Source organism: Dorea acetigenes (assembly GCF_025567385.1).
Lineage (GTDB): Bacteria > Bacillota > Clostridia > Lachnospirales > Lachnospiraceae > Claveliimonas > Claveliimonas acetigenes.
In genome coordinates this window covers 1-20,434 of sequence record NZ_JAOQJU010000018.1, presented here as the reverse complement: position 1 = coordinate 20,434, position 20,434 = coordinate 1, and the positions used below count along the sequence as shown (strand labels likewise).

18 protein-coding genes are annotated in these 20,434 nt (G+C 45.9%); all 18 read left to right on the top strand.

The features are described from left to right. Window positions 1-3,351: a PD-(D/E)XK nuclease family protein gene (locus OCV99_RS12620; protein WP_158371025.1), complete on the top strand. Its 3,351-nt coding sequence runs from the start codon at window positions 1-3 to the stop codon at window positions 3,349-3,351. Beyond that, the gene (gene addA, locus OCV99_RS12615; RefSeq protein WP_158371023.1) at window positions 3,348-6,908 is read left to right on the top strand and encodes a helicase-exonuclease AddAB subunit AddA; all 3,561 of its coding nucleotides are present in this window, start codon (window positions 3,348-3,350) and stop codon (window positions 6,906-6,908) included. The genes OCV99_RS12620 and addA overlap by 4 nt, the downstream gene beginning before the upstream one ends. Before the next feature lie 83 nt (window positions 6,909-6,991). Beyond that, window positions 6,992-7,315 (top strand): PadR family transcriptional regulator, encoded by a 324-nt coding sequence (locus OCV99_RS12610; protein WP_158371021.1) that lies wholly within the window; start codon window positions 6,992-6,994, stop codon window positions 7,313-7,315. After that, entirely contained in the window at window positions 7,312-8,031 is a 720-nt protein-coding gene (locus tag OCV99_RS12605) for a DUF1700 domain-containing protein (protein ID WP_158371019.1), read from the top strand. The genes OCV99_RS12610 and OCV99_RS12605 overlap by 4 nt, the downstream gene beginning before the upstream one ends. Further along, window positions 8,031-8,861 (top strand): DUF4097 family beta strand repeat-containing protein, encoded by an 831-nt coding sequence (locus OCV99_RS12600; protein WP_158371018.1) that lies wholly within the window; start codon window positions 8,031-8,033, stop codon window positions 8,859-8,861. The genes OCV99_RS12605 and OCV99_RS12600 overlap by 1 nt, the downstream gene beginning before the upstream one ends. Before the next feature lie 31 nt (window positions 8,862-8,892). Then, window positions 8,893-9,078 (top strand): PspC domain-containing protein, encoded by a 186-nt coding sequence (locus OCV99_RS12595; RefSeq protein WP_158371016.1) that lies wholly within the window; start codon window positions 8,893-8,895, stop codon window positions 9,076-9,078. Between the two features lie 166 nt (window positions 9,079-9,244). Further along, window positions 9,245-9,433, top strand: coding sequence for a small, acid-soluble spore protein, alpha/beta type (locus OCV99_RS12590; RefSeq protein ID WP_158371015.1), 189 nt, complete (start codon window positions 9,245-9,247; stop codon window positions 9,431-9,433). Between the two features lie 118 nt (window positions 9,434-9,551). Further along, window positions 9,552-10,223, top strand: a complete 672-nt coding sequence (locus OCV99_RS12585) for a WecB/TagA/CpsF family glycosyltransferase (protein WP_158371013.1) — start codon at window positions 9,552-9,554, stop codon at window positions 10,221-10,223. Between the two features lie 235 nt (window positions 10,224-10,458). Further along, window positions 10,459-11,547, top strand: a complete 1,089-nt coding sequence (locus tag OCV99_RS12580) for a PucR family transcriptional regulator (protein ID WP_158371012.1) — start codon at window positions 10,459-10,461, stop codon at window positions 11,545-11,547. Between the two features lie 16 nt (window positions 11,548-11,563). Then, complete coding sequence (gene ftsE / locus OCV99_RS12575) at window positions 11,564-12,250, top strand: cell division ATP-binding protein FtsE (protein WP_158371010.1); 687 nt, start codon at window positions 11,564-11,566, stop codon at window positions 12,248-12,250. After that, on the top strand, window positions 12,240-13,148 hold the full coding sequence (gene ftsX, locus OCV99_RS12570) for a permease-like cell division protein FtsX (RefSeq protein ID WP_158371009.1): 909 nt from the start codon (window positions 12,240-12,242) through the stop codon (window positions 13,146-13,148). The genes ftsE and ftsX overlap by 11 nt, the downstream gene beginning before the upstream one ends. A 41-nt stretch (window positions 13,149-13,189) precedes the next feature. After that, window positions 13,190-14,386 carry a murein hydrolase activator EnvC family protein gene (locus OCV99_RS12565; RefSeq protein WP_158371007.1) on the top strand — a complete coding sequence of 399 codons (1,197 nt, stop codon included), beginning with the start codon at window positions 13,190-13,192 and terminating at the stop codon, window positions 14,384-14,386. Between the two features lie 20 nt (window positions 14,387-14,406). After that, the gene (locus OCV99_RS12560) at window positions 14,407-15,597 is read left to right on the top strand and encodes a S41 family peptidase (protein ID WP_158371005.1); all 1,191 of its coding nucleotides are present in this window, start codon (window positions 14,407-14,409) and stop codon (window positions 15,595-15,597) included. Window positions 15,598-15,751: 154 nt separating this feature from the next. Continuing rightward, window positions 15,752-17,044, top strand: coding sequence for a dihydroorotase (locus OCV99_RS12555; RefSeq protein ID WP_158371004.1), 1,293 nt, complete (start codon window positions 15,752-15,754; stop codon window positions 17,042-17,044). Then, window positions 17,037-17,972, top strand: coding sequence for an orotidine-5'-phosphate decarboxylase (gene pyrF / locus OCV99_RS12550; RefSeq protein WP_158371002.1), 936 nt, complete (start codon window positions 17,037-17,039; stop codon window positions 17,970-17,972). The genes OCV99_RS12555 and pyrF overlap by 8 nt, the downstream gene beginning before the upstream one ends. A 2-nt stretch (window positions 17,973-17,974) precedes the next feature. After that, window positions 17,975-18,757, top strand: coding sequence for a dihydroorotate dehydrogenase electron transfer subunit (locus OCV99_RS12545; protein WP_158371000.1), 783 nt, complete (start codon window positions 17,975-17,977; stop codon window positions 18,755-18,757). After that, a complete protein-coding gene (locus tag OCV99_RS12540) occupies window positions 18,757-19,659 on the top strand; it encodes a dihydroorotate dehydrogenase (protein WP_158370999.1) in 903 nt (300 codons plus the stop codon). The genes OCV99_RS12545 and OCV99_RS12540 overlap by 1 nt, the downstream gene beginning before the upstream one ends. Window positions 19,660-19,733: 74 nt before the next feature. Continuing rightward, window positions 19,734-19,889: a rubredoxin gene (locus OCV99_RS12535; protein ID WP_158370997.1), complete on the top strand. Its 156-nt coding sequence runs from the start codon at window positions 19,734-19,736 to the stop codon at window positions 19,887-19,889. Window positions 19,890-20,434: the final 545 nt, after the last annotated feature.

The following is a 20,434-nucleotide window of genomic DNA, read 5'->3' as shown; positions in this document are numbered from 1 at the left end:
ATGGCATTGCAATTTATATTTGGAGGTTCCGGCTCCGGAAAATCCACATATCTGTACAATAAAATAACCAACGAGGCGGAGAAACATCCCGACTTGAATTATATGGTCCTTGTGCCGGAGCAGTTTACCATGCAGACGCAGAAGGACCTTGTTTTCATGAGCAGAAAGCATGGAATTATGAATATTGACGTGTTGAGCTTTGTGCGTCTTTCTCACCGTATTTTTGAAGAAACCGGGAAAGGACAGATTCCGATTCTGGACGATGAGGGCAAGAATCTGGTGCTGCGTAAGATTGCGGGAGATTCTTCTTTGGAGCTTTGTATGCTGAAAGGGAACATAAAGAAGCTTGGCTATATCAGTGAAGTGAAATCGGTCATTTCTGAATTTACCCAGTATGATATTGGAATCGAAGAGCTGGAGCGTGTGATGGAGTCGGTAGGAACAGAGTCTTCACTCTATTATAAGCTGAAGGATATGGCGCTTTTATATGAGCGTTTTCAAAAATATCTGCAGAATAAATACATTACGAAGGAAGAGCTTCTGGATGTTCTCTGCCGGGTAGCGGAAGAGTCGGAGCTGTTAAAAAAGAGCACGGTAGTGCTGGATGGATTTACCGGTTTTACGCCGGTGCAGAACAGGCTGCTGGAAAAGTTACTGAAGATATGCAGGGATGTGATTATTACAGTTACCATCGATGAAAGGGAAAACCCTTATGCATATAAGCATCCCTACCAGTTGTTTGCGATGAGTAAGCATACGGTCAGTACGCTTATGGATATTGCGAAGTTGGCAAATGTGGAAGTGAAGGAGCCGGTCTGTCTGAAGCAGAGGCCGTTTTTTCGATTCCGGAAGGCTCCCGGGCTGGAGTTTCTGGAGAAATCTTTGTTCCGTTCTTTCCGGGAGGATTATGGCACAGAACCGGAAGAAATCGAAATCCATACAGCAAGAGACCCTGGGCGGGAGGCGCTGGCGGCTGTGGGAGAAATTCGCCGTCTGATCCGGAAGAAACAGTACAGATACCGGGAGGTAGGAGTGATTGTGACGGATATGGAAGCGTATGGAGATTATCTGGAGCAGGCTTTCCGCGCATATGACATACCGGTATTTATGGATAAAAAAAGAAATATTCTGTTAAATTCTTTTGTAGAATACATTCGCAGCCTGTTGGCTATGATAGAGCAGAACTTTACCTACGACAGTGTATTCCGTTTCCTTCGGACAGGCTATGCGCCGTTTACCAATGAAGAAATCGATGCCCTGGAGAACTATGTGGTGGGAATTGGAGTGAAAGGCTATAAAAGATGGCAGGAGCGTTTTGTGCGCAGGACAAAGGGAATGAAAGAGGAAGAACTTGAACGCCTGAATCATTTGAGAGTGGTATTTGTTGAGAAAATTGACGGGCTGGCATATGTCCTGCGGCAGAGAAGTAAGACAGTAGAAGATATCACGACAGCGCTCTATGAGTTTATTGCAGGGGAAAAGATGCAGGAAGTATTAAAACTGCAAGAAGAGAAATTTCAGGAGAGGGGAGAATTGGCGCTTGCCAGAGAATATGCTCAGGTGTATGGGATCGTGATGGATTTATTTGACAAATTTGTGGGGCTTCTGGGAGACGAGAAGGTTTCCTTGGAGGAATATGAGAAACTTCTGGATGCCGGGCTTGCAGAGGCGAAGGTGGGCGTAATCCCGCCGGGATTGGATCAGGTGCTTGTGGGAGATATGGAGCGTACCAGATTGAAAGATGTGAAGGCCCTGTTTTTTCTTGGCGCCAATGATACCTATCTTCCAGGGGCGCTCATGCGTACAGGGCTTCTGACAGAACGTGACAGAGAGCAGTTTGAGAAGGAGAAACTGCATCTGACGCCGGGTGGCAGGGAGCAGGCGTATGTTCAGAAATTCTATTTGTACCTGAATCTGACGAAACCATCGGAGAGGCTATACATTTACTATAGTAAAATGTCTGCCGACGGGAAGAGTATCCGTCCTTCTTATTTGGTGCAGGAAATGTGCAGTCTATATCCGGGGCTTAAAATCGTAGAAGAAGAGGAGAAGACGCTGAGAGAGCGGGAAATGACGGAACGGACAGCGGCTGCGGACTTGATTGACGGTTTACGGATGAAAAGTGAGACGGCCGGGAGTGCATGGCTGGAGCTTTACAACTGGTATAAGAGCCGGCAGGAGTGGGCGGATAAGCTGGCTGCACTTTTAGAGGCGGCGTTTTACAGGCGGCCGAAAGATGCAATCAGTCAGAGGGCCGCAAGAACCCTGTACGGAGAGCATTTTGAGGACAGTATTACAAGAATGGAGAAATTCTCGGCTTGTGCGTTTGCACATTTTCTGACTTATGGGCTGCGCTTGCGTGAACGACAGGAATATGAGTTTCAGGCGCTGGACATGGGAAATATATTTCACAGTGCCATTGAGAGGTATTCGAAGAAGGTACAGGCAAGCGGCAGAGGCTGGACGGGACTTGCAAAGAAAGAGCAGGAACAGCTGGTGGCCGAGAGTGTGGAGGAGGCGGTTGCCGGTTATGGCAATTCTGTACTCTACAGTTCGGCGAGGAATGAATATATGATTATCCGGATGACGAAAATGCTGAATCGGACGGTGTGGGCGCTTACCAGACAACTGGAGCAGGGAGATTTCGTGCCGGAATCCTATGAGCTGCGGTTTGGCAATGGAAAGATTGACCGGGTAGATACCTGTGTGGATAAGGATGAGGTCTATGTAAAAATCGTGGATTATAAAACCGGAATGACGGCATTTGATATATCGGCTCTGTATTATGGTTTGCAGTTGCAGCTGATGGTCTATATGGACGCTGCCGTGGAGCTTACGAGGAAAAAGTATCCGCAGAAAGAGGTTATTCCTTCTGGTGTTTTCTATTACCGGATCCAGGATCCTCTTGTGGATAAGACAAGGGATAGGAAGGAGCTGGACGAGCGGCTTCTGAGGGAATTGCGTCCGGATGGGATTGTCAGCCTGGAGAAAAATTCGCTTTTGCATTTGGATCATAGTTTTGAGGGTGAATCTTTGGCGGCACCGATAAAATTTAATAAAAATAAGAGCCTTGCGAAGGCTTCTAAGACAGTGTCAGGGGAAGAATTCCGTACGATGACAGAATATGCGGGACGAAAAGTAGCGGGACTGCATGAAAGGATATTAACCGGGGAGGTTGATGTGAAACCCTGGCGGCAAGGAAAAAAAACCGGGTGTGATTATTGCCCGTATAAGCATGTCTGCGGATTTGATGAGACGATTCCGGGATATAATTATCGGGATATAGAAAAGCTCGGCAAAGAGGAAGCGCTTGCGAAGATGAAAGCACAGAAAGGAGAGGATCAGGAGTGAGTGTCAGATGGACGGAGGAACAGCAGAAAGTTATAGACCTGCGGGAAAGAAATATTCTGGTGTCTGCGGCGGCGGGATCCGGCAAGACGGCCGTGCTGGTGGAACGTATTATCACCATGCTGACACGAAGCGATGATCCGGTGTCGGTGGATGAGCTTTTGATTGTGACTTTTACAGAAGCAGCGGCGGCAGAGATGAAGGAGCGTATCCGGGATGCGATAGAGAAAAAGCTTGCAGAATGTCCGGGGGATGAACATCTGTTACTGCAGGCAACATTGATTCACAGCGCTCGGATTACGACGATTCACAGCTTTTGCCTGTCTGTGATAAAAGAGCATTTCCATACCATTGAACTTGACCCTGCCTTCCGTGTCGGAGAAGAGGGAGAGCTTAAATTGTTAAAACATGATGTTCTGGGGGAGGTCCTGGAGTCGCATTACAGCGAAGGCGGGAAAGAATTTCTTGATTTTGTAGATTCTTATGCCGGGGGAAGGGACGATAAAAAGCTGGAAGAGCTGATTTTGAACCTGTATGAATTTTCCCGCAGTCATCCGGATTACAGAAGATGGCTGCAAAAATGTGTGGACAATTATCAGCCGGAGACGGAGCAGGAATTGAATGCAAGTGAGATGTTTCAAGTAATCAGGCGGAATGTAAGGCGCTATATGGAGGACGCGATGCGTTTGGCTGAGCAGGGACTTGCGGTCTGCCGCGAGGCGGACGGACCATATATGTATGAAGAAGCATTGATGAATGATAAGCAGATAATCCAAAGATATCTTGAAGCAGAAGGGTATACAGACTATTATCTGGCGGCGGAAAAGACAGAATGGATGAGGCTGGCGGCGAACCGCAGTAAGACGGCATCCGAGGAGAAAGCTTCCTTTGTGAAAAGGATCCGTGAAGAGCTAAAGGATATTGTAAAGGATGTGAAAGAACAGTATTTTACGCAGGATGTGGAAAATGTATTGGAAGATTTGCGGCTTTGCCGTCCAATGATGGAAATTCTTGCTTTGCTTGTGGACGAATTTTCAGAGGCATTTGAAGAAAAGAAAAAATCGCAGAATATGATAGATTTTGACGATATGGAGCAGTACGCGCTTAGAATACTTACTGAGAAGGACGAGGAAGGGAATCTTGTGCCGTCCAAAGCTGCAGCGGAATATCAGGAGCAATTCCGGGAAATTATGATTGATGAGTACCAGGACAGTAATCTGATTCAGGAAGCGATTCTTACCAGTGTGTCAGGAATTTCCCGTGGGCGCTATAACATTTTCATGGTAGGCGATGTGAAACAGAGCATCTATCGGTTCCGCCTTTCGAGGCCGGAACTTTTTATGGAGAAATTCGACACTTATGACAGGGAAGACGGTAAAAAGCAGAGAATCGATCTGCACAAGAATTTCCGAAGCCGGAGTGAAGTGCTGGATAGTGTAAATTTTCTGTTTGAGCAGTTGATGACAAAGCCTTTGGGGGGAATTACCTACGATGAGAAAGCGGCTCTGTATGTGGGAGCCGATTATGAAACATCTGCGGAAAATGAGACGGAAGTACTTCTTGTGGATGCGGAGATGGAACATGCAGAAGCGAGGGCTGTGGCAAGACGTGTGAAAGACTTGATGTGCACGAAGCAGGTAACTGATAAAAAAACAGGCGTGCTGCGTCCTGTGAAGTATTCGGATATTGTGATACTGACTAGAAGTATGAAAGGGTGGGGCGATGTATTTGCGTCGGTACTTACGGAAGAAGGAATTCCGGTGTATGCAGGTTCCACAGAAGGGTATTTTGAGACGCGGGAGATAGGCGTGCTGCTGGATTATCTGCGCGTGTTAAATAACCGGCAGCAGGATATTCCTCTGACGGCAGTCCTCTCTTCCTTCTTTGGAGGAGTAACCTGCGAAGAACTGGCAGTGATTAGAAGCGCGTATCCGCAAGAGCCTTTCTGGCGCGGAGTGACACAGTATCTTTCAGAAGGGGAGAATGAGACTATAAAAGAGAAGCTTCGAGTATGCTTTGAACAAATGGACTGGTTTTGCGAAAAGATTCCTTATACTGCGCTCCATGATTTGCTGCTCCAGATTTTGAACGATACCGGGTATGGAGATTATGTGGCGGCACTGCCGGGAGGTGAACAGAGGAAAGCGAACGTAGATATGTTGGTGGAAAAGGCAAGAGCGTTTGAGAGTACCAGTTATAAAGGGCTTTTTCATTTTATCAGGTATATAGAACAGCTTCAGAAATATCAGGTGGATTATGGCGAGGCGAGTCTGGAGGATGAGCAGTCTGATACGGTCAGGATTATGAGTATTCATAAAAGCAAGGGATTGGAGTTCCCGATTGTCATTGTGGCGGGAATGGGAAAACGGTTCAACCAGCAGGACGCACGGAGGAATGTCCTGATACACGCATCTCTTGGTGCGGGGCTTGAGGCGGTTGATTTGGAAAGAAGGACAAAGATTCCTTCCTTATTAAAAAGAGTAATCCAGAGAGAAGAAGTGCTGGAGAGTCTGGGGGAGGAACTTCGTGTACTGTATGTGGCATTTACGAGGGCGAAGGAAAAGCTAATTATCACCGGGATGTTAAAAGGAGCAGCGCAGAAGCTGGAAGAGTATGACATGGTGCGCAGACAGAAGGAAAAGGAACTTTCTTTTGGAAGACTGTCCCATGTTACAACATACTGGGATTGGCTGCTGCCTGCGCTGGCCAGGAAGACGGAAAAACAGCCTATAATACTCCGGATTATCGGTGATGAAGAACTGGCGGCAGGAGAGATAGAAGAGGAATTGACAGGGGTATTAACCCGGAAAATGTTGGAGGAATGGAATACAGAATCTGTCTATGATGAGAAAATGCATCAGGAGCTTGCAGAACAGTTCGGTTATCAATATCCTTATGAGCAGGTTGAAGGAAGAAAGATGAAATTCACCGTGTCAGAGCTTAAAAAACGTGCTTATCTGGCTGAAGAGCCGGGGGAACTTTTGTACAGAGAGCCGGAAGTGGTTCCTCTGATTCCGCAGTTTATGCAGGAGAGTCATGAGCTGACGGGAGCATCAAGAGGAAGCGCCTATCACAGGGTGATGGAACTTCTTGATTTTACCAGAGAGTACAGCAGTGGAGAATTGAAAGAGGCAGTTGCCGACATGGCAGAAAAAGGAAGAATTTCCGGGGAAATGGCAGAATGTGTCCGAACAGCGGACATCCTGGGATTCCTGGAATGTCCGTGTGGCAGAAGAATGCAGCGTGCTGCCGGAAAAAATCTTCTGTGGAAGGAGCAGCCCTTTGTGCTGGGGGTTGATATGGGAGATGTCTATCCTGATGCAGAGGGAGAAGAGATGATAGTCGTGCAGGGAATCATAGATGCTTTTTTTGAAGAAGAGGATGGACTCGTCGTGTTGGATTATAAAACAGATAAAGTAACAAAGGAAGAGCAGCTTGTGGAAAAATACCATATGCAGTTGGATTATTATGCCAGGGCGCTCTCGCAGATTACCGGAAAACATGTAAAGGAAAAAATGATTTACTCCTTTGAACTTCAAAAAGAAATAATATTGTATTGACAAATAATATTATACGTCATATAATATAAATATGAAAATAATATTACACGGTGCGTATAATATTGTGGTGAAGGAGTGATGTTATGGTATTTAACACCGGAGCCGCTTTGCTTGATGCGATTGTCCTTGCGGTTGTGTCAAGGGAAAGTGAAGGGACTTACGGATATAAGATCACTCAGGATGTAAGGAAAGCGATAGAAGTATCGGAGTCAACACTTTATCCGGTTCTCAGAAGACTGCAGAAGGATGAATGCCTGGAGGTCTATGACAGACAATTTGACGGCAGAAACCGCCGTTATTATAAGGTGACGGACAAAGGAATGACTCAGCTTAATTTATACATGACTGAGTGGAAGAGATATTCCGGTAAGATTAATGAATTGTTTGAGGGAGGTGCCACTGAATGAACCGTATAGAATTTATGACAGAACTGGCTTCCTTGCTGCAGGATATATCAGTGGAAGAGCGCACATCCGCGATGCAGTATTACAATGATTATTTTGATGACGCAGGCGAAGAGAATGAACAGAAGATTATAGAAGAATTGGGAAGCCCTGTCAGGATAGCTGCTGAATTGAAAGAAGGACTGAAAGGGCAGAGTGGTGCATCGGGAGAGTTCCGTGAGACCGGATATACGGATCCCCGTTTTGAACGGAAAGAGTCTCCGGCGTATACTTATGGAAGAGGAAATACGCAGGCAGAGGATTTTGGCAGCCAAAGCCCGGAACAGACACCGCCGCGTACCAGTAAACTGCTGAAGTGGATCCTTATCATTCTGATTGCTATTGTACTGTGTCCGTTCGTGCTTCCAGTGGCGGCAGTGATAGTATGTTGTGTCTTCGGAGCTGCAATTGGGATTGTCATGCCGTTCGTATGCTTTGTGATTGCCGCTATATGTTTGGTGATAACAGGAGCTGCGTTGTTCGTGGCAGGAATCACAGTGCTTATTTCCGAGGTTGCCGTTGGTCTGACTTTGATGGGGAGCGGAATGGTGCTTGCGGTGCTGGGCATGATTCTGACCGTATTTTCCGTGAAGCTTTGTAGCGTTGCAGTGCCTGGGATATTCAGAGGGCTTGTGTGGCTTTGCCGTAAGCCGTTCCAGCACAGAAAGGCGGTGGCATAATGAAAAAGGGATGGAAGAATTTCTGGATTGCCTGCGGTGTTACGGCAGGCGTAGGGCTGGCCTTATGCTGCGTGGGAATTGGCATGGGCGCTACTTTTGAAGCAATAAATGCAAGATTTCCTTATGGTATCGGTATCGTGGGCAGAGGAGGATACGCAGAGTCTGGCTCCGGTACAGTAGATGCAGATGCAGCGGAAGTCTTTTCGGGGATTCAGAAAATAGACATGGAGGTATCGGGAATATACGTAGAAATTGCCGAATCTGACAGCAATTCTGAAGTGAGGCTGGAGACTTCCGCAGTGGATTCCAGACTGAAGCTCCGCTATTATCAGGAGGGCGATGAATTAAAGATCGAGACGAGAAACAGCGTGATATGGAGAATCAATAACGGTTCTTATGGACAGATTACTTTATATCTTCCCAAATATATGATGGAAGAAATAGATATTTCGCTGGAAGCGGGAGAATTATATGCTGATATGCTTCAGGCGAGGCAACTGTCTGTCGATATTGGAGCCGGAGAAGGTACGATTGAACAGTTCAGTGCGTCGGAAGCGGATTTGGATTGCGGAGCGGGAAGTATTACTGCGAGCGGCACAATTGAGAGAGAATTGGATGTGGATTGTGGAATCGGCAATGTAGATGTGACACTTGATGGTGTGGAAAGCCTGTACAATTATGAGCTGCAGTGTGGGATTGGAGAGATAACAGTGGGTGATTCTTCTTATTCCGGGATCTCAGAAGAAAAGGATATGAATCATCATGCACACCGGGAGGTGAATATTGACTGTGGTATCGGAGAAGTGAAGATAGCATTTGGAGATTCCTAAGATGGAATAGAAAGAAAAAGGAGGAAGGATTATGGAACCGAAAAGATTGTATCGTTCAAGAAGACAGCGTATGATATGTGGTGTATGCGGAGGTGTGGCAGAATATTTTAATATTGACCCGACTTTGATCCGGTTGGCAATGGTATTGTTTGGATTTACAGGGACAGGAATTCTGGCATATTTTGTTGCGGCTGTAATCATACCGGACGAATTGTAAATACAGCGAAAGAAATATAAGAAAGATTGCGCAGCGTGGCGGATTACGCGAGGCGCAATCTTTTTTTGTATAACCCCTTTGAAAATGTACATACTTATAGTGAACGATAAATAAATTTTCTGTTTGTGATAACCCTTCCGGGTTATGGAAGGAAAGGGGTGCGAGAATGGCGAAGAATAAACCGATTAATTTAGATGAAATCACCCAGGAGGAAAAATTAAAATACGAGATTGCAGAAGAACTGGGGCTTTTGGACAAAGTACTTTCAGAGGGATGGAGAAGTCTGTCGGCGAAGGAAACCGGGCGGATTGGAGGTCTGATTGCCCGGAAAAAGCGAGAGCAGGAGAAAAAATAACAAAATTATTACGAATATTAATTACTGTGACGATTCTATGTCAAAGGTTGAAAAAGAAAATATGGTTTGCTATAATCGAACAGCTAATATTTATATATTATATAGCAGGTGATATACGATGAATGAAAAAATTAGCGTATTAGATGTTGCGATTAATGGCTATACGGCAAAGAAAGCAATGAAGGAGACTGTGGATTATATGCACACAGAGCCCTTGAATATCATAGAGATGGTAACGGTGGACACGCTGATGTATGCCAAAGAAGAGCCGGAGCTGCGGGAGAGTATGTCACAACTGGACATGGTTCTTCCGGGGGAGAAGGAGATACTGGAAGGAGCCGGTATTACGGATCGGCGTCGGCTGCAGGAGGTGGAGGAACAGACCTATCTTAGAATGTTTTTCCGATACCTTCATAAAAACCACTGCCGTGTATTTTTGCTGGTGGAGACGGATGAAGAGGCGCAGGCGTTTTACAAATTCCTGAATGAATCCTATGCCGGAATACAGATTACGGGAATGGCGAAGGTTTCTGCGGAAGATAAAGGAGACGAACTGGTGGTGAATGCGGTGAACGGTGACGAGGTGGATTGTGTGATTGCAGCTCTTTCAGCACCCATCCGGGAAGAATTTGCAGAAAATAATAAGCATCTTCTGAACGCAAGAGTGTGGCTTGGCGTAGGGAAGATGCTGAAGATGACCCGGCAGGATGGAAGTCGTAAGATGCGGTTTGTCAGATTCATGACTCATCGTTTTTTTAAGAGGGAGATTCAGAAAAACCGGAAAGAATGATAGGAGCTGATAAAAAATCCCTTCTTTGATTAAAATGCTTTTGTACACAATGTATAAGGTGGAAAAACCCTGTTTTTCAAAGAAAGATTGAGGAAATCAACGAAAAAAAGAGATTTCCTCTTTATTTTTTTGTCTATTTATATTAAGATAACTAATAACAGAGTGTATTGGTATGTAAAAATGTGTATAATATATTGTGAAAAATGCATATTGAAATAAGTGGAGGAGATGGAATATGATATCTAATCAGATACTTCAAAATACAATTGATGGTTTGAAGGCGATTACGCGTATTGATATGTGTGTGGTAGATACGGATGGTAAGCTGTTTGCAAGCACTTTTCCTGAGCAGAACAATTATGAGGAAGCAGTGGCTGCTTTTGTGAAGTCACCGGCAGATAGCCAGGCGGTGCAGGGATATCAGTTCTTTAAGATATTTGATGAACATCAGCTGGAGTATATCTTGCTTGCCAATGGAGAAAGCGACGACGTATATATGGTAGGCAGGATGGCGGCATTCCAGATACAGAGCCTTTTGATCGCATATAAGGAGAGATTTGATAAGGATAATTTTTTTAAGAATCTTTTGTTGGATAACCTGTTGTTGGTAGATATCTATAACCGTGCCAAGAAATTACATATTGACACGGAAGTGAGACGTGTTATCTTTATAGTAGAGAGTGCGCGGGAGAAGGATAGTAATATGCTGGACAATATGCGTGCTCTGCTGGGAAACAGGGTAAAGGACTTTATTACGGCAGTTGATGAAGAAGATATTATTATCGTCAAAGAGCTTGGAGCGAATGAAGGATATCCGGAGCTTCAGAAGGATGCAGAAGAATTGCTGGCGATGATTCAGGCAGACGGAGAAGAGAATGTAAGGATTGCGTACGGGACTATTGTCAATGATATCAAAGAAGTATCCAAGTCATATAAAGAGGCTAAGCTGGCATTGGATGTGGGAAAGATATTCTTTGATGATAAGAATATTGCAGCTTACAATACATTGGGAATAGGGAGACTGATTTACCAGCTTCCGCTTCCGCTCTGCAAGATGTTTATAAAGGAGATTTTTGAGGGGAAATCTCCGGATGAATTTGATGAGGAGACTCTGGCTACTATCAACAAATTCTTTGAAAACAGTCTCAACGTATCGGAGACTTCCAGGCAGCTTTATATCCACAGGAATACGCTGGTTTACCGGCTGGATAAGCTGCAGAAGAGCACGGGGCTTGACTTGCGTGTTTTTGAGGATGCCATTACTTTTAAGATTGCTTTAATGGTAGTGAAGTACATGAAGTATATGGAGACACTGGAGTATTAATAATCAGGAGGAGAATATGATTGAATTAACAGAAGTTACCAAAGAATACTCAAAAGGGGTTGCCGCCCTGAACGGGGTCAATTTGAAGATCGATCAGGGCGAATTCGTTTTTATTGTAGGAGACAGTGGTTCCGGAAAATCGACGCTGATCCGTCTGCTCATGAAGGAGCTGGAGCCTACTTCCGGAACGATTGTGGTAAATGGTCAGAACCTGGGAAGATTACGGCATAGGAAGATTCCAAAGTATCGGAGATGTCTTGGTGTTGTATATCAGGATTTCAGACTTTTAAAAGATAGAAACATATATGACAACATAGCATTTGCCCAGCGTGTTGTGGAACAGCCGGTACGTGTGATTAAGCAGAAGGTTCCGGCAGCGCTGTCCCTTGTGGGCCTGGCGCAGAAATATAAGTCCTTTCCACAGGAGCTGTCCGGCGGTGAGCAGCAGCGTGTGGCGATTGCAAGGGCGATTGTGAATGAACCGGCGATCCTTTTAGCCGATGAGCCGACAGGTAACCTGGATCCGACAAATTCATGGGAGATTATGAAGTTATTGGAGGAAGCGAATGAGCGTGGAACGACCGTTCTGGTTGTTACACATAATCAGGAAATTGTCAACGCGATGCAAAAACGAGTTGTTACAATGAATAAGGGGGTCATTGTCAGCGACGAGCAAAAAGGTGGGTATAATCATGAAAATTAGAACAATTGGATATTCAACAAGACAGGGATTTAAGAACATTGGAAGGAATAAGATGTTTTCCTTTGCGTCTATTGCTACGATGGCGGCATGTATTTTCCTGTTTGGGCTGTTTTTCGCAATTGTGACAAACTTTAACTATATTGTGAAAAAGGCGGAAGAAGGCGTCGCAATTACTGTGTTTTTTGATGAAAATGCGACGCAGAGTGAGATTGATAATATAGGAGAAGAGCTGAAGGCGTATGATGGCGTGCGGGAAGTGAATTATGTATCTGCTGATGATGCATGGGAATCTTTCCAGGATGACTATTTTGGCGAGGCAAAAGAGCTGGCAGAAGGATTTAAGGATGATAATCCGCTGCAGACATCTGACAATTATGAAGTCTATATGGATGACGTGGAGAAGCAGAAGGATGTTGTTGCATTTGCCGAGGGTCTGGAAGGCGTACGAAAGGTGAATAAGTCCGATGTGGTTGCAAAGACGCTTACCAGCGTGAATCGGCTGATTGGTTATGTGTCGGTTGCAATTATTATCATTCTGCTTGTTGTGTCTGTGTTCCTTATCAGCAATACGGTTACGATGGGCGTGACGGTAAGACACGAAGAGATAGCAATTATGAAATACATTGGCGCGACAGATGGTTTTGTCCGGGCGCCGTTTGTGATTGAAGGAATTGTAATTGGCCTGATCGGAGCAGTAATTCCATTGATTTTGCTGTATTTTCTGTATGGCAAGGCGGTTACATATGTAATGACGAGATTCAGCCTGTTGAGCAATATTGTAGAATTTCTGCCGGTTACACAAGTTTACCGCACTTTGCTTCCGGTAGGGCTGGCACTGGGAGTTGGCATAGGCTTTCTTGGAAGTCTTGTAACGATCAGAAAACATTTAAGAGTGTAGTTAAGAATTGCAGACAGGTTTAATAAGGGAGAAATATTAAGATGCGTGGGAGAAGATTATTAAGTGTGCTTCTGGCGGGAACACTGGCACTTGGAACAGTTATGCCGGTCAGGGCAGACAGTATTGAAGAGAGACAGCAGAAGGCAAATGAGCTGGAATCGCAAAAGAGTCAGGCGCAGGAAGATGCCAACCAGCTTTCTGAACAATTGAATACCGTTCTTTCGGAAATGCAGCAGACACAGTCGGATATTGAGACGAAACAGGACGAGATTGTGGAAAAAGAGGATGAGCTGATGTATGCTCAGATTGATGCGAATAACCAGTATGAAAGCATGAAAAAGCGCATCAAATATATGTATGAGAATGGAAATACACAGTTTATTGAGATTCTATTTGAATCGAAGAGTATCGGAGATTTTCTTAATAATGCAGAGTACATTACACAGATTTCTGAGTATGACAGAGATATGCTGACACGGTTCCAGGAGATTGTGGAGAGCATCAGGCAGCAGCAGGCAGTTCTGGAGCAGGAAAGAGTGGAGCTTGAAGATCTGCAGAACCAGCTGATTGAGAAACAGAACAGCGTTTCTGCTATGCTTCAGGATAAGAATATTGAGATCAGCAGCCTGGAAGCACAGATTGGGGAGAATGCCCGGATTTTACAGGAGCTGGAACAGGCAGCGGCTGAGGCGGCGAGAAAGCAGCAGGAAGCAGCAGCGGCTGCGGCAGCGGCAGCAGCGGCGGCCGAGGCGGCGAAGAACAGCGGCAGTAGTAGCAATGGCAGCGGCAGTTCATCTTCCGCATCCGGTGTTTCAACAGGAAAAGGAGAGTCTTATACGCCTTCAGCGGGCAGCGGGGTTTTGAGTAACCCGTGCCCATCGGCATACATAAGCAGTGAATTTGGCGGACGTTCATCACCGGGAGGAATCGGAAGCACGAACCACAAAGGAAGAGACTATGCAGCGGCATCCGGATCACCGATTTACGCGGCGGCATCCGGAACGGTGACAACTGTCGGATATAACAGCGCCCGCGGCAATTATCTGGTGATTAATCACGGGGATGGGCTTGCTACGCTGTATCAGCACTGCAGTGCAATTTATGTGGCGCAGGGACAGTCTGTGAGCCAAGGAGAGAATATTGCTGCAGTTGGTTCGACAGGGGCATCCACAGGTCCGCATCTGCATTTTGAAGTACATGTGAATGGGGTGCCGGTAGATCCCCGTAATTATTTGTAGAATATGGGATGGAAATCATAATGAAGCAGAAAAGTGGATTTTTAAAGGGGGCGCTTTGCGGCGCCCTTACTGCATTGTTAATAGTGGGGCTTGTCTCCTGCGGGATTATAGCAGATAAAAGACAGGAAGCGCAAAGCGCCGGACAGAGTGCGGATAATACGGCCGAGGCAGAGACGAAGCTTCAATATCTGAAAGCGCTCATCGATGAGTATTTTATTGAAGACATTGATGAAGAGAAATTGACGGAAGGTATTTATAAAGGATATATAGATGGTCTGGAAGATCCTTATTCCGTCTATTATGACGAGGAAGAGACGAGGGAGATGAATGAGACAACTTCCGGAGAATACCAGGGAGTGGGATTTGTTGTCAGTCAGGACAAAGACACAGAGATCATTACGGTTTTACAGGTATATGAGGATTCTCCGGCTCAGGAAGCGGGCATAAAGGATGGAGACATTTTATATAAGGTTGACGGCGAAGAACTGTCCGGGCTGGATCTTACGGAGGTTGTACGGAAGATAAAAGGTGAAGAAGGTACAGAGGTTGAGCTTACCGTGCTGCGTGGAGACAATGCGGAAGAGGTGACGGTGACGGCTGTGAGAAGGACGATTGAGGCGCAGACGGTGTCCCACGAGATGAAGGAGAATGGAGTGGGGTATATCCGGATTTCCGAATTTGATTCTGTGACCTATGAGCAGTATAAAACTGCATTGGAAGATCTGGAAGCGAACGGCATGCAGTCGTTGATTGTGGATTTGAGAAGTAATCCGGGAGGTAATCTGGTTACGGTGTGTGATATTCTGGATCTGATGCTTCCGGAAGGAACGATTGTTTATACGGAAGATAAGAATGGTGAGAAAAATGAATTTACTTCGGACGAAGAGAATCAGTTTACGAAACCGCTGGTTGTTATGATGAATGGATACAGTGCCAGCGCATCAGAGATTTTCGCCGGAGCCGTGCAGGATTATGGAACCGGACAGATTGTCGGCACGCAGTCTTATGGCAAGGGCGTAGTTCAGCAGATTTTTGACCTGAAAGACGGAACGAGCCTGAAACTTACGATTGCGGAATATTTTACTCCGAATGGCCGGAATATTAACGGGGAAGGGATTACCCCCGATGTGGAAGTGGAATATGAATATGACGAGGCGAACCCGGAGGCAGACAACCAGCTTGATAAAGCGATAGAGGTGGTTTGTCAGTAGGGAGCCTGCTGATTTTGAAGGGGATTGTGCTGTGGCGCAATCTCTTTTCTTGTCAACAAGTATTGGTATATGTTAAAATAAAATCAGGTGTTCAAGGCATGCAGCCGCGGGCTGCAATAGCAAAAACGCTAATTAACAGAAAGGACTTAATTCTATGACGATTCTGATTAAAAACGGACATGTCCTGGATCCGAAGACAAGAAGGAACGGAATCTGTGATGTGTTGATTGACGGAGACAGAATTACGAAGACGGAAGAAAATATTACGGTTCCGGCAGATAAAGTGATTGATGCTTCCGGCTGTTACGTTATGCCGGGATTTATTGATCTGCATGTGCATTTTCGAGATCCGGGACTGGAATATAAAGAGACGCTGACAACCGGAGGACGGGCGGCGGTTAAAGGCGGTGTGACGACCGTTTGTGCCATGCCGAATACGAAACCGGTAACGGACAACAGTGTGAAAGTGGCGATGATACACCGGAGGGCGAGAGTAGAATCTTTGACAAATGTGATTCAGATCGGCGCTGTTACTATCGGCCAGGAAGGAAAGGAACTTGCCGATATCCGGGGGATGGCTGCGGAGGGCTGCCATGCAATCAGCGAGGATGGAAAGTCAGTGATGAACGCCTCCCTGTACCGCAGAGCGATGCAGATTGCGAAAGAAGCGGGAATTGCGGTATTTGCCCATTGTGAAGATATTACTATGGTGGAGGGCGGCGTTATGAACGCAGGCGCTCAGGCTAAGAAGCTGGGGATGAAGGGAATTTCCAATGCAGTGGAAGATGTGATTGCAGCGCGGGATATTCTGCTTGCGAAGGAGACGGGAGTGCAGCTTCATCTCTGCCATTGCTCTACGAAGGATAGTGTGAAGATGATTGCACTTGCTAAGGAAGAAGGGCTTCCTGTGACCGGAGAAGTATGCCCGCATCATTTCATTCTGACCGATGAAGATATCAAGGAAGATGACGGCAATTTTAAGATGAATCCTCCTTTGCGTAGCAGAGAGGATGTGGAGGCTCTGCGGGAAGGGCTTAAGAATGATATCATGGATGTAATCTCTACGGATCATGCGCCGCACGGCTCCGCAGAGAAGAACCGGACCATGAAGATGGCGCCGTTTGGAATTGTGGGATTGGAGACGTCCGCAGCGCTGACTTATACAGAGCTTGTGGAGCCGGGGATTCTGACGCCTATGCAGATGGCAGAGAAGATGAGCTATAATCCGGCAAGGATTCTGGGACTTGCAGAGAAAGGCTCTGTGTCCGAGGGGATGATTGCAGATGTTGTGATTTTTGATCCGTCAAAGGAATATATCATCAGGAAAGAGACTTTTGTTTCAAAGGGGAAGAATACTCCGTTTGACGGACGAAAGGTAAAAGGCGATGTAAATTGTACCATTGTGGGTGGTAAAATCGTGTACGAAGGAGGAAAAGTCATTGATTAATAAACTGGTAGAAAATATTAAGAAGACGGGAGCGCCTATCGTGGTAGGGCTCGACCCGATGCTGAATTACATTCCGAAGCATGTGCAGGAGAAGGCATTTGCAGAATACGGGGAGACCTTAGAAGGAGCTGCGGAGGCAATTTGGCAGTTTAATAAGGAAATTGTAGATAAGACTTATGATTTGATTCCGGCAGTAAAGCCGCAGATCGCTATGTATGAGCAATTTGGAATTCCGGGGCTTACGGCATTTAAGAAGACGGTAGATTATTGCAAAGAGAAAGGGCTGGTAGTCATCGGAGATATTAAGAGGGGCGATATTGGCTCTACTTCTGCAGCCTATGCGGCGGGGCATCTGGGAAGAGTACAAGTGGGAAGTAAGTCCTATGTACCGTTTGACGAGGACTTTGCGACGGTGAATCCTTATCTTGGTTCTGATGGAGTGAATCCGTTTATTGATGTCTGCAAGGAGGAGAAAAAGGGATTATTTATCTTGGTAAAAACTTCGAATCCTTCCAGTGGAGAATTTCAGGATCAGCTGATAGATGGCAGGCCGCTCTATGAGCTGGTAGGCGAGAAGGTTGCAGCATGGGGTGCGGACTGTATGGGCGACGAATATAGTTATATTGGAGCCGTGGTGGGGGCGACTTACCCGGAGATGGGAAAAGCTCTTCGCAAGATTATGCCGAAGACCTATATCCTAGTGCCGGGCTACGGCGCACAGGGCGGCAAAGGAAAAGACCTGGTACATTTCTTCAATGAGGATGGACTTGGTGCAATTGTCAATTCTTCCCGTGGAATTATTGCTGCATATAAGCAGGAAAAATATGCAAAATATGGCGAAGAAGCCTTTGGAGATGCGTCCAGGGCGGCCGTGGAAGATATGGTGGCAGACATTGAAGGCGCGCTGAATGGTAGCCGGAAGGAGTAGAAATGGATAGAAGGAAGGAACAGGCTGAAATCATCTCTCAGGTGATGCTGGCAGACGGGATTTTCAGTATGTGGCTTAAGACCGAAGCCTCTCATACGGCGAAACCGGGGCAGTTTATCTCTATGTACACAAATGACGGGAGCAAGCTGCTTCCGAGACCTATCAGCATCTGTGAAATTGACAGTGTGAAGGGGCGGCTTCGTGTGGTATACCGTGTGACAGGTGAGAATACCGGCACAGAGCAGTTTTCCAGAATGCAGTCCGGGGATACGCTTTCGATTATCGGACCATTGGGAAATGGATTCCCGTTAGAGAAAGCGGAAGGCAAAAATGTCTTTCTCATGGGCGGCGGCATTGGCATTCCGCCTATTCTGGAGCTGGCAAAGCAGGTGCAATGCAGAAAAAAACAGATTGTAGCAGGGTATCGGGATGCGCATACATTTTTGAGAGAAGAATTTGAACAGAATGGAGAGCTTTATATTTCCACAGAAGACGGAAGCGTGGGAACGAAGGGTAATGTTATGGATGCCATCCGGGAAAACGGACTGGAGGCGGATATCATCTATGCCTGTGGCCCGACACCTATGCTTCGGGCGATTAAAACGTACGCCGAAGAAAAAGGGATCGAGTGTTATATTTCACTGGAAGAGCGGATGGCATGCGGAATCGGTGCCTGTCTGGGATGTGTGTGTCAGTCAAAGGAAAAAGATCATCACAGCAATGTAAAGAATAAGAGAATCTGTAAGGATGGTCCGGTATTCTTGTCTACGGAGGTGGAAATCTAATGAATATGAAAGTAAACATCGCGGGAGTAGAATGGAAGAATCCGGTAACGGTGGCATCGGGAACCTTTGGTTCCGGGGAAGAATTTGCGGAGTTTGTTGATCTTAACAAGCTGGGAGCAGTGACGACAAAAGGGGTTGCCAATGTCCCGTGGGAGGGAAATCCGACCCCGAGGGTTGCGGAGACTTATGGCGGCATGATGAACGCCATCGGACTTCAGAATCCTGGAATTGACCTGTTTTGTAAGCGGGATATTCCGTTCCTGAGACAGTATGATACCAAAATTATCGTAAATGTGTGCGGCAGATCTACGGAAGACTACTGTGAAGTGGTAGAACGGCTTGCAGATGAAGACGTGGACATGCTGGAGATTAATATTTCCTGTCCGAATGTAAAGGAAGGCGGCATTGCCTTTGGGCAGAATCCGAAAGCAGCGGAAGATATCACAAAGGCAGTGAAGAAATACGCGAAGCAGCCTGTTATTATGAAACTGAGTCCCAATGTAACAGATATTGCGGAGATGGCAAGAGCTGTGGAAGCAGGAGGAGCCGATGCGGTATCCTTAATTAACACATTGACGGGAATGAAGATTGATATTAACAGAAGGACATTTTCCCTGGCAAATAAAACCGGAGGTGTGTCCGGCCCGGCGATTCATCCGATTGCGGTCCGCATGGTATATCAGGCGGCGAATGCCGTGAAAGTTCCGGTTATTGGTATGGGAGGAATTGCAAGTTCAGAAGACGCGATAGAAATGCTCCTTGCAGGAGCAAGCGCTGTGTCCGTAGGAACGGCGAATTTTCATGACCCGGCCGTGACTGCGAAAATCGTAGACGGGATTGAAGCCTATATGAAAAAATATGGTTTTGAGACAGTTGCCGACATGGTAGGAATTGTAAAGTAAATAAAAACTTGTTTTTTGGAGTGTATTGAATTATAATGACTCCAGTACAGTAAGCATGAAAGGAGAATTTGATTATGAAATATGTATGTGAAGTTTGCGGATGGGTATATGACGAAGAAGCCGGATATCCTGACGGAGGGATTGCTCCGGGAACCAAATGGGAGGATGTACCGGAAGATTTTGAGTGTCCATTGTGCTCTGTTGGAAAAGACCAGTTTGTAGAAGAGTAATTTTCTGATTATAGGAGAAAATAGAAGTCCTCTGTGTGGTTGATGCCGTGCAGGGGATTTTTTTCTGTTAAAAACCGGGATAAAAATATTCCGGTCAAATTCTGCAATGCGCTTTTTCATTAACACTTCCAGTTCACGATTAGCGGAACGGGCGTTATATTCAGCGACATATGAAACTTTTTTAAAAGTTCCAACTCGGTTCTTAATGTGAATTTTACTGTGCCAGTCGGCATAGATTTAACCTCCTTGAAAATATAACATCACTATAACGTCAAAATGACGGCCAAAAATAGATTAACGGCATAATATAATGATGTTTGCAGATTGCGACGCGTAGCTAGTCCTTTAGGGTTCCGTGCTACGCATTCCCACAATCTAGTTGAGAATATAAGAATAACATAGTAGAATATATGTTAAAGAAATAGAGAAATCGGAATTTGTGGGAGGAAAGAAGTTATGGATGCAAATTCCGGCTCATCTGACCACGCATTCCGCTAAGAGCTGATCAGTCTTTCCGGATGTAACTGAACGCGTTTCCGCTTCAG